Genomic DNA, 14111 nt, shown 5'->3' with positions numbered 1-14111 from the left:
TGAACGCCCGGCACTTAGAATGCATTAAAATAATAAAACCTAATATCCTCATGATATTAAATGGCATGACAAACGTTTAAAATAATCCGGAAAGCGTGAAATACCGTAGCACCGAGCAAGAAAATAAATACACCGTACCAACACCGCAGAGAAAATAACGTGACATTGAAAAATATTGCCGCAGCGATCGTGGCATCCCTGCTGTTATCCGGCTGCCAGCACGCCGCCAAATCGGTTCCTGACGCCGCCACCCAACGCGACCAGCTGTCGTCGCTGGTCGGCGCCGGTCAATTTCTAAGAGACAGGTGCAACCGCGCCGATATTCCGGCCGGCGATAAGCTCGCGGCGGCGGCGCTGCAGGAAGCGAAGGAAAAAGATTGGACGCCGGCGCTCAATCGCGCCCAACTGCTTGCGGCGGGTAAACACGTCGCCGCGCAGCTGGAGGCCGACGCCACGCCGCTGCAGGAAAAGTGCCGTGGACTCAACCGCTCGCTGGCGCCTTTTTTAGCCCAGCTGCGTTAGCCCCCTATCGGCAGCGCAAGCCACTGACAGGCCACCGCGCCGGCGCCCGCCGTCGCCAGCCCCGGCCCGAAAGGCAGGGGTTGGGCCGCATCGCCGCCGCGCCACGCGCGCAGCAACAGCCACAGCAGGCTGCCGGCGGAGGCGAACAGCAGGATCGACGGCAAAGCGGCATAGCCGCCCCAGGCGCCAAGCGCCGCCAACAGTTTGAAATCGCCGTATCCCAGCCCCTCGCGGCCGGTCGCCAAACGAAATCCCCAATACAATAGCCAGAGCGCCAGATAGCCCGCCATCGCGCCAATGACCGCCGCCGGCAAAAAGGCCGGGTGCGCCAGGCAATGCCACAGTAAGCCGATCCACAGCAGCGATAGCGTCAGGCAATCCGGCAGCAGCTGACATTGGCTGTCGATCGCCGCCAACGCCAGCAACAGCGCAACCAACGCCAGCATGAAAAACCAATCCACCCCGATGCCGAGCCGCCAGGCCAGCGTTATCCCCATCAGCATCAGAAATAATTCCAGCAGTGGATAACGCACGGCAATAGGACGGCGGCAATAACGACAGCGGCCACGCAACAGCAGCCAACTTAATAAAGGAATATTATCGAACGCCGATAATTTTTTTGTGCATGACGGACAGAATGAACGCGGCCAAAAGAGATCGAACCGCTCGGCCTGCGCCGTTTCCATTTCGCGCTCAAGCATAATGGGCAGCCGATAAACAACTACGTTAATAAAACTACCGACGCACAGACTCAACACGGCGCTAAATAACAGCCAGTGTTCATCTGCCGCCGCATTTATAGCAAATAGCATGATTTTTTCTGATCCCTGATGATTCTTTCGCGTTGGTTACATCGACGGCTGCGTCGTTACCCGCAGCAGGCTGACCTGCACTACGCCCGGCGCCTGCTCCGCGCGTTCCACGGCGAGCGCCAGCACGCGGATACCATGCTCACGCTGCAGGGCGGCCAGCCACGACAGCAGGCTTTCAAACGGCACGGGCGGCAGCCCCACCTGCATCTGCGCATCACTTTCCGTCAGGGCGACGATGGGGATGCGGAACGCCTGCGCGCTCTGCCGCAGCCGCTCAGGCAGTTGCTCGCGCGCAGCGGCATCCGGCGGCAAGCGCGCCTGCAGTTGCTGGATGACGCGTGCCTGCCCCTGCAGCGCGGCCAGGCGCTGTGCGCTTTTCTGCGCCTGTGAAAACTGATACAGGCAGTAGCCGCAGGCTGCCAGCAGCAACAGGCTTAACAGCACCGCCCGCCGCAACGCCTTATCGCGCCACCCGATATTCATCGCTCACCTCTCACCGTCAGGATCGCCTGGTTGGACGCACCGCTTTCGCTGAACGCCATGCTGACCTCGCCGTCGTTAACCGGCGCCGGCAGCGGCACGTCGTTTCTGTTCACCGTCACCACCAGACGATCGTCGGCGGCGTCGAAAGCCAGCGCCTGCAGCTGCGGGGGCGCCCATAACGCGAGCGCCCCGGCCGCGTAGGGCAACAGCCTGAACAGCTGCGGCGCATTCAGGGCATCTTGCATACGCCGCACCCGCGCTTTCGCCGCCTGCTCGGCAAACGCCGACGCGGCCTGGCCCGGCAGCAGGTGCCGTGAGAGCGCCGCAATCTGGCTCTCGTTCTGCCGGGCCATCTGTTGGTGATGCAAACCGCCCACCAGCAGCGAACCGCTGAGCAACAGCAGCGCGCAGGCGGTCTTGTCGGGCAGGCGGCGCGGCCAGCGTACGCTCGGTTTGAAACGTCCCTGCAGCAGCGTGAATGTACTGTTCCAGGCCTCTTCCGCCAGTCGCCAGAGCGGATCCTCGTCAATGCGCGCCGCTTCCCAGCCCGCCGGAACCTCCCCGCCGCGGTGCAGACACCAGTCCGGCGTCGGCAGTGAAGCGCAGCCCAGCCAGGCGTCGGGCAGCTGCATTCCCTGCCCGCTTCCCGTTCGGATCAACCAGTGGTTGCGCCAATGCAGCGCGCTGCATTGGCCGGGCAGCGGCAATGCCAGCACGTCGGGCAGCATTTTATCGGCGCGAATGCCGCTGGCGCTCAGGCGCTCGACCCATTCCTGCATCTGCGTCAGCGCGACGCCGGCGAGGGTGAAATCGCGCTGCGCCTTGTCCAGCACCGCCCAGTGCATCTGCTCGGCATCGGCCAATAACCCGGCCTCATGGGCGTAGGCCAGCGCCAGCGGCGTCGCCTGCCGGGCCTTGCCCTGGAATGTCGTTTGCCTCAGCGCCACATGACGGGCAGGCACCAACACCACGACGCGGCTGCCCTGCGCCATGGCCGCCAACTCGCCGCCGCCTTCGGTCAGATCGAGGTGGGCGGCGAAACGGCAACTCGTCTCGCCGACGCGGCCCCAGCGCACATCGGCCATCAAGTCCTCGCTCAGCGCGATAAGCAGGATTGTATTCGCCACCCTTTACCCCTCCCCTCTGTCGAACAGGCGTCCGCTGACCGTGACGCCTGACTGGCCCGGTTGCAACGCGCTGACGAGCCGATAGCGCCCGTCGTTCAGCGTCAGCTGCAGCTGCGCAATCCAGCGGCTATCGTCGAACGTCAATCGCTCGCCGAGATCGTCGTCACCCAAGTCTTGCAGCGCTTTTTCCTGCGACAAAAACGCCAGCGTCTGCCAGCCCTGCGGCGGACGGGCCGCCAGCAGCGCCCGCAGCCGTTCATCGCTCAGGGCGTTCATCAGCATCGCCCGCAGCAGCGGTAATTGCGCCTCGCTCACGACATCCGGGTTGATGCGCAGTTCGGCATCCGGCGCCGCACAAAGCTGCGGTGCCAGGCGCAGGTAAAGCTCACGATCGATGCCGGCCAGCTCCCGCAGTTCGCTGACATTCCCCATCAGATACCCCTCGTCATCGCCCCTGGCGACGATGGCCTCGGCAATCGCGCCCGCCTGCGCGTCGGCGATCCCCAGGTTGTTCAGTAACAGCATGAATATCCGCCTCTCCTTATTGGGGGGCCCTCCCTCGCTATCCCCGGCCTCCGTTGGGCCGGCGGCGCGGATCAGGGCATTTAGGTTGAAACAGGCATCGACGCGGCGCAGGCGTATCGCCACCTCCCCCTCTTCGGTACGCATACTGAACGCCGCTCCTGATGCTCCCCAGGCCTTGCGCTTCTCTCCCGCCTGACGCAATCGCTGTTGGGTGTAGATCTCCCCGCCCAGCAGCAGCCATTTGGCCTTCAGCCGATCCTGTTGAGACTGGGTGCGCGCCAGCGAACGCTGCCAGTTGTCGTTGATATTGATCGCCACGATCGCCATCAGCGACATCAGCAGCAGCACCATCAACAGCGCCATACCGCGTTGTTTTTTCATGATGGCCTCGCGGCGGGCACCGTGACGATGCGGCGCACCTCCCCCAGCGCGGGGGTTTCGACGACGATCTCCACCGCCTGCGGCAGCAGCCCGCCGGCGCGCCAGGCCGTCAACCATTCGCCCTGCAGGTAAAAACGCAGGCGGAACCGCGTCACCTCCGGCAGCAGCAGCACGCTGCGCGCCGCCGCCTGCGGGCTGTCCAAACTCGGATAGCTGAGACGCTCGAGCCGCCCCTGCCGGTAGCGATACACCACCCGCTCCAGCGTGGCGCGCGGCAGCCGAGCGTGTGGATTCGGCCAGCCGTTTCGGATCAGCAGCAGCTGTATATCCGCGTCCTCGCCCACCGTCTGCCGCACCGCGAACTCCGGCACCGCCGGCAAGCGCTTATCGCCAATCGGCGCCCGCGCCTGCGCATGAGTGAAATCGCGTTCGACGATCGCCAGCGCCCGTTGCAGCTGGGTCAGCTGCGTCGATTTGCGCCGGGTGATTTCATCGCTTTTCAGCACGCCCCTAAAGACCGCCAGCGCGGTGAGCGACAGCATGGCGAACAGGGCGATGGCCAGCAGCATTTCCACCAGCGTAAAACCGCATTGCGAACCGCGTTTCATGGCAGTGCCCTGTAGGCCAGCATCTCCACCAGCGCGTTGCGATCCTGCGGATCGCGCCGGACTTCAATCGCGATCGCCCGCATTCCGGCGTCGCTGGTCTCCTGCCCGCGATAGCGCCAGTGCCAGGTTTCACCGGCCATCGCCGCAGTGCCCGAATGCCAGGCCAGCGTCGGCGGATACGGGTCGAGCTGCAGCAGCGTCAACTGGTTGTCCGCCACCCACAGCGCAACGGTCTTGGCTTCGATCGCGCTCAGGCTGCGCACCTGGCCGCCGGTGCTGTTGATCAGCGCCAGGCAGCCGATGGCGAAGATCATCAAGGCCACCATTACCTCCAGCAGCGTCATACCCCGCTGGCGTTTAATTTTCCGCGTCATCGCAACGAATATCCGTCGTTTCAAATACGAAGTAACCGGGTGCCTGCAATCGCCACTGGCACTTGCCCTGCGACAACACCACGCTGAACGCGGTGGTTTCGCCCCCCGGATACAGCCAAACCTGCGGCATCTGTGCCGCCGCGTCGTCAAGCGTGACGGTTTGCCCTTCAACGCTCAGCCGCAGCGCGATGCCCTCCGGCAAAACGTATTCATCCCGCCCCTCTTCGGCGGCGACGCTGCGCCAACCGCCGCTGCCGAACGCCACGCCATAACTCACCCCTTCACGTTCGGCCCGCTCGGCGAGGGCATACAGCCAATGGTTCAGCCACTCCCCCTGCCGCGCCAGCGGCTTCTCATCCGCAGGAAAACTCAGCACCACCAGGCCGCTGGTCACTCCCAGCAACAGCAACACCAACATGATCTCCAGCAGCGTAAAGCCGCGTATGCGCCTCATGGCGCGTCGGCGTCGGCCACCCAGTTGCCGATGTCGTCATCGGTGTCGGCAACGCCGTCCGGCCCCAGAGAAAACACGTCCAGCTTGCCGTGGCGCCCCGGGTTGCGCAGACGGTACTCCTGCCCCCAGGGATCTTGCGGCAACCGGCGAATATAGCCGTCTTCGGGATAATTCCTCGGGATCGGCGCCAGCACCGGCCGGGTCACCAGCGCCGCCAGCCCCTGCTCCGCGCTGGGATAACGCCCGTTATCCAGCTTGTACATATCCAGCGCATTCTCCAGCGCCACGATATCGCTGGCGGCCTTTTGCCGATCGGCCTTCTCTTTGTTTCCCATCAGGCTTGGAATGGTCAGGCTGGCCAACAGCCCCAGAATGACGATCACCACCATGATTTCCAGCAGCGTAAACCCTCGCTGCCGCGACCTGCGTATCTTGCTGATATGACTCACTTTACTCTCCATTAACGGCATGATTAGCCGACCATATTATTGAGCTGCAATATCGGCTGCAGGATGGCCAAAATGATGAACAGCACCGAACCGGCCATCGCGATCACCAATAAAGGCTCGAACAGCCCCAGCGCCAGCGTGATTTGCCGGCTGAAGGCCTCCTGCTGCATCGCCGCCGCCCGCTCGAGCATCATGTCCAGCTCACCGCTGCGCTCGCCGGACATGATCATGTGCCGCATCATCGGCGAGAACAGCGCGGTACCCTCGAGCGACGGCGATAACCCTTCGCCCTCCCGCACCCGCTCCATCGCCGCCAGCAGCCGTTCGCGGGCGGCGTCGTTGCCCAACACGCCGGCGCTGATGCGCATCGCCTCCAGCAACGGCACCGCGCTGGCGTTCAAAATGCTCAGCGTTTTGGCGTAGCGCGCCGTATTCACCGCCAGCGACAGCTTGCCGACCACCGGCAACCGCAGGATGAACGCATGCCAGCGCACGCGCCGCGCCGGATCCCGCAGGCGATAGCGGAAAGCGCCGAGACTCGCCAGAGCCAACATCAGCGCCAATGTCCCCCATTGGCGCAGCCCGTCGCTGGCGCCGAGCAGCATCCGGGTCGACAGCGGCAAGGTCTGCTTCATATGCACAAACTGTTCGATCACCTTCGGCACCACCGCCGTCAACAGGATCGCCACCACGCCGATCGCCACCGCCGTCAGCACCATTGGGTACACCAGCGCCTGCACGATCTTGTTCTTCATTTGCTGGCGCTGTTCGACGTAGTCGGCCAGCCGCTCCAGCACCGGCGCCAGATGGCCGGAAATCTCACCGGCCGCCACCATGGCGCAGTAGAGACGGTCAAAAATCCGCGGATGCTGCCCTAGAGCCTGCGCCAGCGGGAAGCCCTCCAGAATGCGCTGCCGCACCTGAGCCAACGCCGCCTGCAGGCCTTTTTTCTCCGTTTGCCGCGCCACCGCCATCAACGCTTCCTCGAGCGGCAGCGCAGCGGAGAGCAGCGTCGCCAGCTGCCGGGTCAACAGCGCCACATCGCCGCTGCTCACGCCGCTCATCCAGCGGCCGGCCAACATGCCGGCGAAAACGGGCCGCCCGCGCGCTTGCACCGCCAGCACCTGCCACCCCTTTTCACGCAGGCGATCGCGGGCGTGGCGCAGAGAATCCGCCTCCAACACGCCGCGCTGGGCGCGCCCCTCACGATCGCAGGCGCGATAATCAAACTTCATCGCCGTCCCCTTCGCGCGTCACCCGCAGCACTTCCTCCAGGCTGGTCTCCCCGGCGCGCATTTTGGCGATCCCATCCTGGCGCAGCGGCAGGTAGCGTTCGGCGGCCAGTTTCGCGATGTCCAGCTCGCCGTCACCGCGATGGATCGCCATGCGCATCGGTTCATCCAGCACCAACAGTTCGTGCAAGCCGATTCGACCGTGATATCCCTGCCCGCCGCAGGCCTCGCACCCCAACGGACGCCAGCAGGTCACCGCCTGCGTCGGTGGCAGCCCCAGCAGGCGCCGCTGCGCGTCAGGCAGCGCATAGGGCTCGCGGCACTGCGGACAAAGCCGACGCACCAGGCGCTGCGCCAACACGCCGCTGAGCGAACTCGAAAGCAGAAACGGTTCGACCCCCATGTCCCGCAGCCGGGTCACGGCGCCGATCGCCGTGTTGGTATGCAGGGTCGACAGCACCAAATGCCCGGTCAATGAGGCCTGCACCGCGATCTGCGCCGTTTCGCCGTCGCGGATCTCGCCGATCAGCACCACATCGGGATCCTGACGCAGCAGCGCGCGCAGCCCGCGCGCGAAGGTCATGTCCACCTTGGGATTCACCTGCGTCTGCGCGATGCCGGCCAACTCATACTCGACGGGATCTTCGATCGTCATGATGTTGCGCTGTTCATCGTTGATCTGGCTCAGCAAGGTATAGAGCGTGGTGCTCTTGCCGGAGCCGGTCGGCCCGGTGACCAAAATGATGCCGTGCGGTTGGCGGATCAGGCGCAGCAACGCCTGCTGGTGCGCCGGCGCCATACCCAGGCTGGGCAGTTCGAGCCGCACGCCCTGTTTGTCCAACAGGCGCATGACCACGCGCTCGCCGTGGCTGGCCGGCATCACCGACACCCGTACGTCGATCGCCCGCCCGCCGACCTTCAGCGCCATGCGCCCGTCCTGCGGCACGCGCTTCTCGGCGATATCCAGCTTCGACATCACCTTGATGCGCGACACCAGCAGCGCCGCCAGCTTGCGCTGCGGTGCCAGAATCCGCCGCAGCGCGCCGTCGATGCGAAAGCGGATCACCAGCTCGCTCTCGTAGGTTTCGATGTGGATATCGGAGGCGCGCTCTTTGATCGCCTCGCTCAGTAAGGCGTTGATCAGGCGGATAATCGGCGCATCGTCCTGTTCGTCCAACAGGTCTTGCTGCTGCGGCAGCTCTTCGGCCAGCGCGTAAAAATCCAGTTCGCCGCCCAGATCGTCGATCATTCTCTGCGCCTGGCCGCTCTCCTGCTGGTAGTGCGCCACCAGCCGTTGATCAAAAGCCTCTACCTCCAGCTGGGCCAGCGCCGGCTCGCCGGGCAGGCAGCGGTAGGCCTCCATCAATCCGGCGTGGCTCGTTTCAGGATGGCAATACATTTGGATGCCGCTCTGCCCATCGACGGCCAGCACGCCATGCTGGCGCGCCCAGGCGAAAGGCAGCAGCGGCCCCGCGGAACGGCGCTTCACGGGCGGGCTCCCCGCGGATAAAACGCGTCGATACTGGCAACGGTGGCGAGAAACGCCCGATTGTCGAGCGCCTTCTTATCGCCGGCGATCTCGCCGCGCAGCGCGTCATTCAGCTCACGATCGTCCTGCTGCTCGGCGTCGAACTTGCCTAACTTGCGTTGGCTCTGCCGGGCATACCCCTCGGTGCTGCGAATGATGGTCGGGCGGATAAACAGCATCAAATTGCGCTTGCTCGCTTTGGTGGCGGTCGAGCGAAACAGCGCCCCCACCAGCGGGATCTTGCCGAGGATCGGCACGCTGCTCTCCAGCTCCGAGTTGGACTTGTCCAACAGGCCGCCCACCACCACGGTTTCGCCGCTGTCCACCAGCACCGTGTTGTTGACCGTGCGGATATTGAAGGTCGCCCCCAGCGAATCCGGCGTGGCGCCGGCGCTGTCGGCAACGCTGGAGACCTCCTGTTCGATCTGCAGCAGCACGGACTGGCCCTGGTTGATCTGCGGTTTGACCTTGAGTTTGATCCCCACCGTCTTGCGCGACACGGTGTTGAAGACGTTATCGCTGTTGGTGGTTTGCGAACCGGTCAGGATTGGCACATCCTGCCCGACGCTGAACTCCGCCTCGGCGTTATCCAGCGTGACGATGCTCGGCGTGGCCAGGATATTGTTTTGGTTGTTGCTGGCGATGGCGGACAGCAATACGCCCCAGTTACCGCTGTAGAAACCGGTCATCAGGCCGTTGGCCTTGCCGAACACGTCGCTCATGCCGTTTTCGAACCCCGCCGACACCCCGGGCGCCGAGCCGGCGAACTGCGTGCCGCCGCCGTATTTGTTGGCCCACTGCACGCCGATGTTCAGCCCCTGCCCATCCTGCACTTCGACGATCACCGCTTCGACCAGCACCTGCGCGCGGCGCACGTCGAGCTTGGCGACCACCGCCTCCAGATCGCGCATCACGTCCGGCGCGGCGGTGATGATCAGCGCATTGGTCTGCTCATCGGCCTTGATCACCACGTTTTTCAGCAGCGCCACGTTGGCGGCGGCGCTCTCTTTCTCGTTTTGCAGGCCCGCACTCACGCCGGTCAATACCTCGACCAGGCTCTGCGCCTTGGCGTATTTGAGCGGAATAACTTGGGTATTGCCCTGGGTGACGCTCTTGTTATCCAGCTGATCAATCAGTTCTTTGGCGTGTTCGCGGGCCCGATCGTCCCCGGCGATCATCACGCTGTTGGTTCGCTCATCCGCCACCAGCCGCAGCGAGCTCGCGCCGGCCGTACGCCGCTTGCCCTCTTCGCGAAACAGTTCATTCACCATGCGCGCGATCTCCGGCGCCGCCGCATGCTTCAGCGCGAGGGTCTCGACCCGATTGCCGTCGTCCTGATCCATCTCCCTGACCAGCTCGAGCAGGCCGTTGACCACGCTGGCCCGCCCGGTGATCAACAGCGCGTTGCCCTGCTCGTAATGCGCCACGCTGCCCACGCCGATGCTGTCGTTAAGCTGGCGCAATATCGGCGAAACGTCCTTGGCCGCGATATTGCGCAGCGGCACCACGCGCATCACCACCTCATCCCCTTCGGCGATCGCCTCTGCGCCGTTTTGCGCCAGCGCGGCTCTTTTTCCCTCTTTGGCGGCAATCACCTTCAGGACGTTGTTGGGCATGCCGATGACCGTATAGCCATAGACATCCAGCACGTTGAGAAAGAACTGGTAATACTGTTTCTCGTCGAGCTGTTCGTAGCTGCGCACCGTGACCTTACCTTTCACCGCCGGATCGATAATGATGGTTTTGCCCAGGTTTTTACTGACCGTATTGATAAATTCCTGAATGTCCGTGCCTTTGAAATTGGCAGAGAATTGCTCCGCGCGCGCCGCGCCGCCCAGCGCGATCATGACGGCCGCCGCCGCTAATGCGCGCCATAAGCCGGCGCTCCAGCCTGGGCCGGAACGATAAATGAAATGCGTAATCACAATGTCGCCTTATGCTATGAAACACCCCGCGCCGAAACGGCGCGCCGGCTACTCTTTAAACGTCAGCGTGGCGTAATAGCCGTTTTCATCGAGCAGTATTTTATTTTTCACTATCCGCACGATAACGGCATTGCTGCCGGCCAGACGGTCGCCAACGCCATAACCGGTTTGCTTGCCGCCATGCTCGACGATGACCAGGCTTTTTTTGGCGTTGTCGCTGAACAGCAGGCCGGCTATCTTGCCGAGCGCTGCGGCTTCCGGCGCGTTAGCCAGCAGCTCGGCACCGATCGCCCATTCGCCGACTTTATACCCGTGCGCCTTTTCGCCGTTTTTCGCCGCTTGATAGCGGCCAAACCAGTGCGCGTCATTAATTTTTCCGATGTCATCTTCCTGAGGAAAGACACTATGACGCACCGGCCCGCGCGCGTTTTCACGGCTGGGCTCAACGGGCGCGCCATCCCCGGCCACCATTCGCCATCCCAGCTGGAGCATGAATGCCAGATTTATCAGGCAGAAAAGTAGAATAAGAAGGTCTGTCAACCGCTTGCTCACGTGCCCCCCGGTTATTCAACGGTGTCAACGCTAAGCGGAAATACCGACCACCATCGCGACAGAAAACAGCAGCGTGATGATCAGGGCCACTTTATAATTCACGGCGTCCAACCACGTTCGCCGGCGCTTATTAGCCGATGGCGACGGGCAGTCCCCCTGCAAATTAGCGGCCGCGCGCTCGCAGGCCTGAAAGCTCAGCATCACGCCAAATCGGGGAATGGTCTTGATCACCTCGCCGGGAATACCGTGGCGTGAGAGCAAAGAACGGCATTGGAATATCATTTGATAATAATTGTTGTCGCTGATGGTCTCATGATTGCAAAACCAGACCGCGCGAATAATGTCGTTCTTCTTATAAATACCGCTCAACAGGCACAGCATGAAGCGCCGCTGTAATTCGGTCATTTCAATGAGCACATTCTCTTTTTTAAACAACAGCGTTTTTTCATTGTTGTTTAATATCACCAACTCATTTTCCAACAGAGTCTCGTTCAGGGCAATGTTATGTATGTCCATCTCTCGCCTATCAGTTTAATGAAGTCCAAAGGCTCTTGTGCCATCACCTTTGCACGCATGCGGCGAGATGCATTTTCAATGAAAATTAATAGTTCGCCGTTTCAAGAGCGGCCTCAATTAATCATGCGAAAAACATTCATGCAACTTATTTCTTTAATATAAACAATATAAAATTAATATGGCTACACCGCATCGCCTTAGATTCATTAAATCATTTAAAAACATAATGATAGCCGTTTTTATAAAATAGCTAAATCACCATTAAATTTGATTAACAATGAAAAAATAGGCATTCACGCATAATAACCCATGTTATTAGCTGCGTGCGAAAAAGGCAGGACACGAGGATATAAAAGGTAACCAGAATACACCTTAACCCATATAAAATAACATGCACATCAGGATTCAATATTGCATAAAAACATCGGCGAGTAGGCATCGCTAAACATCAACGTATTCTTATCCACGCTGCGAATATGATAAAACGTCGATTCAGTGCTGAAAAAGTAAGTATACACCTCGTCCGGCAAGGTATCACGCGGCGAATAATTCACCTCGCCATAGTGGAAGCGATAAAAACTGCCTTGCGAGACGTAGCTGAAGTTAACCCGTCGGTTGACGAAATACTTCTCTTCGCCATCGTTGGCCAGGCCCGACAGCATCATCACGCCCTTATCGCCGGACAAAAAGATGTAGTTTATTTTTAGCGACAGCTGGATATCATCGTGCGCCGCCTGCGCGTCCAGCGAATTGAAATAATTAAACGTGGCGTTCGCTTCGCAGGACAAATCGCCGAAGCCATGATGGCTGCGCACCAGGGAATACACCACGCTGCCGGTCAACACACACAGGCCGACCAGCGTGGCTGACAAGATATTTAACTTTTTTTCCATGCCCGGATGTACTCGCTCTCACAATTATGCAAAACGGCCGCACTGTCCTTCGTGCATTTGGCGATAAACTGGCGTCCGCTGTCTTCACTGGCATTATGAGAACGGTTAACCTTGGTGATGATAATCTCACCGGGGCGGCAACGCTGGCCATAAAGATCCTTACGGATCAAGAACTGCAAATAGTCGTCCTGATGATTCTCCAAAAAATGGCCGGCATAGTAGATCGGGCAGCCGTTCACCGTACCGACGTAAGACAATACCTGCTTCTTTTCACTGTCGCGATGATGTTTGTAATAGATGAAGCACAGCGCCAGAAAAGATAATGGCACGACGATCGATAAGCTGCGCAGCAGAATAAAAAAATAATGGTGGGTATTTTTTGACGCCGCGGCGGATGCGGGCGATGTAGCGGGAACGTCCGCGGCATGGGGAGGCTCAGGCAAATCAATCCGCAGCCGCTCTATCGATATTATTCTATTGAGTCTATACCCCTTTTTAGAGAGGGTAACGATCAGGCGCTCGTTGAAACCAACAGACGTCAAGGCCCGCCGGGTCAGGCTGATATATTGATTTAACGTCGCGGAAGAAGCGCTCAAGCCGTGATCGCTCCAAACCTGTTGCAACAGCGTTTCCCGGCTTACCGCCTCGTGGCCATGCTCGAGCAAGCATTTGAATACTCTCGAATTGACGCTGGATAAGAAAACTTCCCGTCCCTTCTTTATACTCTTCAATGAACCGTTTTCAGTGTTAAATGTAATATCTTTATCAATGATATAAATCATGTTCAGCCTGACAGCGCACACGGGTTATTATTTAAACTTATTCAGCCAGTTCGTCGACCGCCGCGAAGCGCGGATAGTTTTTTCGCAACGAGAATAAACCATACTAACGCCATCCCAACAGGCGTGCAACTTTAAGAATTTTCCCTATCCCTGCGTCATTATTTGTCCCACAAATAACGATATAAACGCTATTTTTTCACCGTCATCGGATCTGTTGGCAACAATACATTTGGTCACGGGAGGAGAAGGGCAAAAACGGCGCAGAGGAAAAGATTCACGCTCGCGGCGTGCGAAATGACGCTTGCGCAGCTTGTCGACATGAGGAATAACGGGGATAAGCATTTTGCGGGCCGCAAAATGGGTGGGGACCCTGCCAGCTACATCCCGGCACACACGTCACCTGCTGCGGCTGCTTCCTTCCGGACCTGACCGAGTTCACAAGTTAGTGTTGCGGGAGAACCAACAGGGCCCCCATTGACGGCTTCTGTACTCCGAAGCGGTGGGCATTATCGGCGATGCCCCATCAAATAGCAAGCCAACCGGGGTTAACCGCTGTTTTCTTACCCACCTGCGCTGTGGCACACTCTTCGCCTGGGTTTTGAGTCACGCAGGAACAGCAATATGCAACCAGAAGACGCCTCTTTCAGCCAGCGGGTTTTCCATATCGTGGCCGCCATCCCGTTCGGCAAAGTCACCACCTACGGCGAAGTCGCCCGGCTGGCCGGCTCGCCGCGCGCCGCGCGTCAGGTCGGGGGCGTGCTGCGGCGTTTGCCGGAAGGCAGCACGCTGCCCTGGCACCGGGTGATCAACCGGCACGGACAGATCTCGCAGCAGGGGGAGGATTTTCAACGGCAACGGCAGGCATTGCTGGCGGAGGGGATTATTTTCGGCCCGCACAGCACGGTCGATTTCGATCGCTACGGCTGGCGCTGGTAAAACAAAACAGCC

General features: G+C 60.4%; 17 protein-coding genes and 1 other RNA gene. 2 read left to right on the top strand and 16 right to left on the bottom strand.

Going from position 1 to position 14111, the window contains the following annotated elements; genetic code table 11:
* Positions 1-159 precede the first annotated feature (159 nt).
* Entirely contained in the window at positions 160-522 is a 363-nt protein-coding gene (gene gspS / locus ACJ8PI_RS00980) for a type II secretion system pilot lipoprotein GspS (RefSeq protein WP_164134440.1), read from the top strand.
* Here gspS and ACJ8PI_RS00975 read toward each other — a convergent pair.
* The 16 genes from ACJ8PI_RS00975 to ffs form a co-directional block, all read right to left on the bottom strand.
* The gene (locus ACJ8PI_RS00975; protein ID WP_060426613.1) at positions 519-1334 is read right to left on the bottom strand and encodes a prepilin peptidase; all 816 of its coding nucleotides are present in this window, start codon (positions 1332-1334) and stop codon (positions 519-521) included. The two genes, gspS and ACJ8PI_RS00975, sit on opposite strands and share 4 nt — an antisense overlap.
* A 36-nt stretch (positions 1335-1370) precedes the next feature.
* Positions 1371-1817 carry a type II secretion system protein GspM gene (gspM, locus tag ACJ8PI_RS00970; RefSeq protein WP_033637337.1) on the bottom strand — a complete coding sequence of 149 codons (447 nt, stop codon included), beginning with the start codon at positions 1815-1817 and terminating at the stop codon, positions 1371-1373.
* A complete protein-coding gene (gene gspL / locus ACJ8PI_RS00965; protein ID WP_033653250.1) occupies positions 1814-2944 on the bottom strand; it encodes a type II secretion system protein GspL in 1131 nt (376 codons plus the stop codon). Before gspL ends, gspM begins: the two co-directional genes overlap by 4 nt.
* A gap of 3 nt (positions 2945-2947) precedes the next feature.
* Positions 2948-3850, bottom strand: coding sequence for a type II secretion system minor pseudopilin GspK (gene gspK, locus ACJ8PI_RS00960; protein WP_164134441.1), 903 nt, complete (start codon positions 3848-3850; stop codon positions 2948-2950).
* Positions 3847-4458, bottom strand: a complete 612-nt coding sequence (gene gspJ, locus ACJ8PI_RS00955) for a type II secretion system minor pseudopilin GspJ (RefSeq protein WP_033653252.1) — start codon at positions 4456-4458, stop codon at positions 3847-3849. The genes gspK and gspJ overlap by 4 nt, the downstream gene beginning before the upstream one ends.
* On the bottom strand, positions 4455-4832 hold the full coding sequence (gspI, locus tag ACJ8PI_RS00950; protein WP_223307169.1) for a type II secretion system minor pseudopilin GspI: 378 nt from the start codon (positions 4830-4832) through the stop codon (positions 4455-4457). Before gspI ends, gspJ begins: the two co-directional genes overlap by 4 nt.
* A complete protein-coding gene (locus ACJ8PI_RS00945) occupies positions 4816-5286 on the bottom strand; it encodes a prepilin-type N-terminal cleavage/methylation domain-containing protein (RefSeq protein WP_164134442.1) in 471 nt (156 codons plus the stop codon). Before ACJ8PI_RS00945 ends, gspI begins: the two co-directional genes overlap by 17 nt.
* Positions 5283-5747, bottom strand: coding sequence for a type II secretion system major pseudopilin GspG (gspG, locus tag ACJ8PI_RS00940; protein WP_052475389.1), 465 nt, complete (start codon positions 5745-5747; stop codon positions 5283-5285). The genes ACJ8PI_RS00945 and gspG overlap by 4 nt, the downstream gene beginning before the upstream one ends.
* A gap of 11 nt (positions 5748-5758) precedes the next feature.
* Positions 5759-6970, bottom strand: coding sequence for a type II secretion system inner membrane protein GspF (gene gspF, locus ACJ8PI_RS00935; RefSeq protein ID WP_161725938.1), 1212 nt, complete (start codon positions 6968-6970; stop codon positions 5759-5761).
* On the bottom strand, positions 6960-8456 hold the full coding sequence (gene gspE, locus ACJ8PI_RS00930; RefSeq protein WP_204350482.1) for a type II secretion system ATPase GspE: 1497 nt from the start codon (positions 8454-8456) through the stop codon (positions 6960-6962). The genes gspF and gspE overlap by 11 nt, the downstream gene beginning before the upstream one ends.
* A complete protein-coding gene (gene gspD / locus ACJ8PI_RS00925) occupies positions 8453-10342 on the bottom strand; it encodes a type II secretion system secretin GspD (RefSeq protein ID WP_033638681.1) in 1890 nt (629 codons plus the stop codon). The genes gspE and gspD overlap by 4 nt, the downstream gene beginning before the upstream one ends.
* A 126-nt stretch (positions 10343-10468) precedes the next feature.
* Positions 10469-10972, bottom strand: a complete 504-nt coding sequence (locus tag ACJ8PI_RS00920; RefSeq protein WP_033653256.1) for a type II secretion system protein N — start codon at positions 10970-10972, stop codon at positions 10469-10471.
* Between the two features lie 30 nt (positions 10973-11002).
* A complete protein-coding gene (locus tag ACJ8PI_RS00915; RefSeq protein ID WP_033637328.1) occupies positions 11003-11488 on the bottom strand; it encodes a winged helix-turn-helix domain-containing protein in 486 nt (161 codons plus the stop codon).
* Between the two features lie 398 nt (positions 11489-11886).
* Entirely contained in the window at positions 11887-12381 is a 495-nt protein-coding gene (locus ACJ8PI_RS00910) for a FidL-like protein (RefSeq protein ID WP_033637327.1), read from the bottom strand.
* Positions 12366-13163, bottom strand: a complete 798-nt coding sequence (locus tag ACJ8PI_RS00905) for a winged helix-turn-helix domain-containing protein (RefSeq protein ID WP_033637326.1) — start codon at positions 13161-13163, stop codon at positions 12366-12368. The genes ACJ8PI_RS00910 and ACJ8PI_RS00905 overlap by 16 nt, the downstream gene beginning before the upstream one ends.
* Before the next feature lie 368 nt (positions 13164-13531).
* An RNA gene (gene ffs, locus ACJ8PI_RS00900) (signal recognition particle sRNA small type) lies at positions 13532-13628 on the bottom strand.
* Between the two features lie 156 nt (positions 13629-13784).
* Between ffs and ACJ8PI_RS00895 the strand changes: the two genes are divergently transcribed.
* Positions 13785-14099 carry an MGMT family protein gene (locus ACJ8PI_RS00895; RefSeq protein WP_033647296.1) on the top strand — a complete coding sequence of 105 codons (315 nt, stop codon included), beginning with the start codon at positions 13785-13787 and terminating at the stop codon, positions 14097-14099.
* The last annotated feature ends 12 nt before the right edge of the window (positions 14100-14111 follow it).

This window comes from Serratia sp. CY82433, from assembly GCF_052166535.1.
GTDB classification, from domain to species: domain Bacteria; phylum Pseudomonadota; class Gammaproteobacteria; order Enterobacterales; family Enterobacteriaceae; genus Serratia; species Serratia sarumanii.
Note: the sequence above shows the minus strand (reverse complement) of the source record. Positions and strands in the feature narration are given on the sequence as shown.

Coding starts and splice junctions, on each gene's coding strand:
- ACJ8PI_RS00975 (WP_060426613.1), bottom strand. CDS start 1,334: ATGCTATTTGCTATAAATGCGGCGGCAGATGAACACTGGCTGTTATTT.
- gspM (WP_033637337.1), bottom strand. CDS start 1,817: ATGAATATCGGGTGGCGCGATAAGGCGTTGCGGCGGGCGGTGCTGTTA.
- gspK (WP_164134441.1), bottom strand. CDS start 3,850: ATGAAAAAACAACGCGGTATGGCGCTGTTGATGGTGCTGCTGCTGATG.
- gspJ (WP_033653252.1), bottom strand. CDS start 4,458: ATGAAACGCGGTTCGCAATGCGGTTTTACGCTGGTGGAAATGCTGCTG.
- gspI (WP_223307169.1), bottom strand. CDS start 4,832: ATGACGCGGAAAATTAAACGCCAGCGGGGTATGACGCTGCTGGAGGTA.
- ACJ8PI_RS00945 (WP_164134442.1), bottom strand. CDS start 5,286: ATGAGGCGCATACGCGGCTTTACGCTGCTGGAGATCATGTTGGTGTTG.
- gspG (WP_052475389.1), bottom strand. CDS start 5,747: ATGGAGAGTAAAGTGAGTCATATCAGCAAGATACGCAGGTCGCGGCAG.
- gspF (WP_161725938.1), bottom strand. CDS start 6,970: ATGAAGTTTGATTATCGCGCCTGCGATCGTGAGGGGCGCGCCCAGCGC.
- gspD (WP_033638681.1), bottom strand. CDS start 10,342: ATGATCGCGCTGGGCGGCGCGGCGCGCGCGGAGCAATTCTCTGCCAAT.
- ACJ8PI_RS00915 (WP_033637328.1), bottom strand. CDS start 11,488: ATGGACATACATAACATTGCCCTGAACGAGACTCTGTTGGAAAATGAG.
- ACJ8PI_RS00910 (WP_033637327.1), bottom strand. CDS start 12,381: ATGGAAAAAAAGTTAAATATCTTGTCAGCCACGCTGGTCGGCCTGTGT.
- ACJ8PI_RS00905 (WP_033637326.1), bottom strand. CDS start 13,163: ATGATTTATATCATTGATAAAGATATTACATTTAACACTGAAAACGGT.
- ACJ8PI_RS00895 (WP_033647296.1), top strand. CDS start 13,785: ATGCAACCAGAAGACGCCTCTTTCAGCCAGCGGGTTTTCCATATCGTG.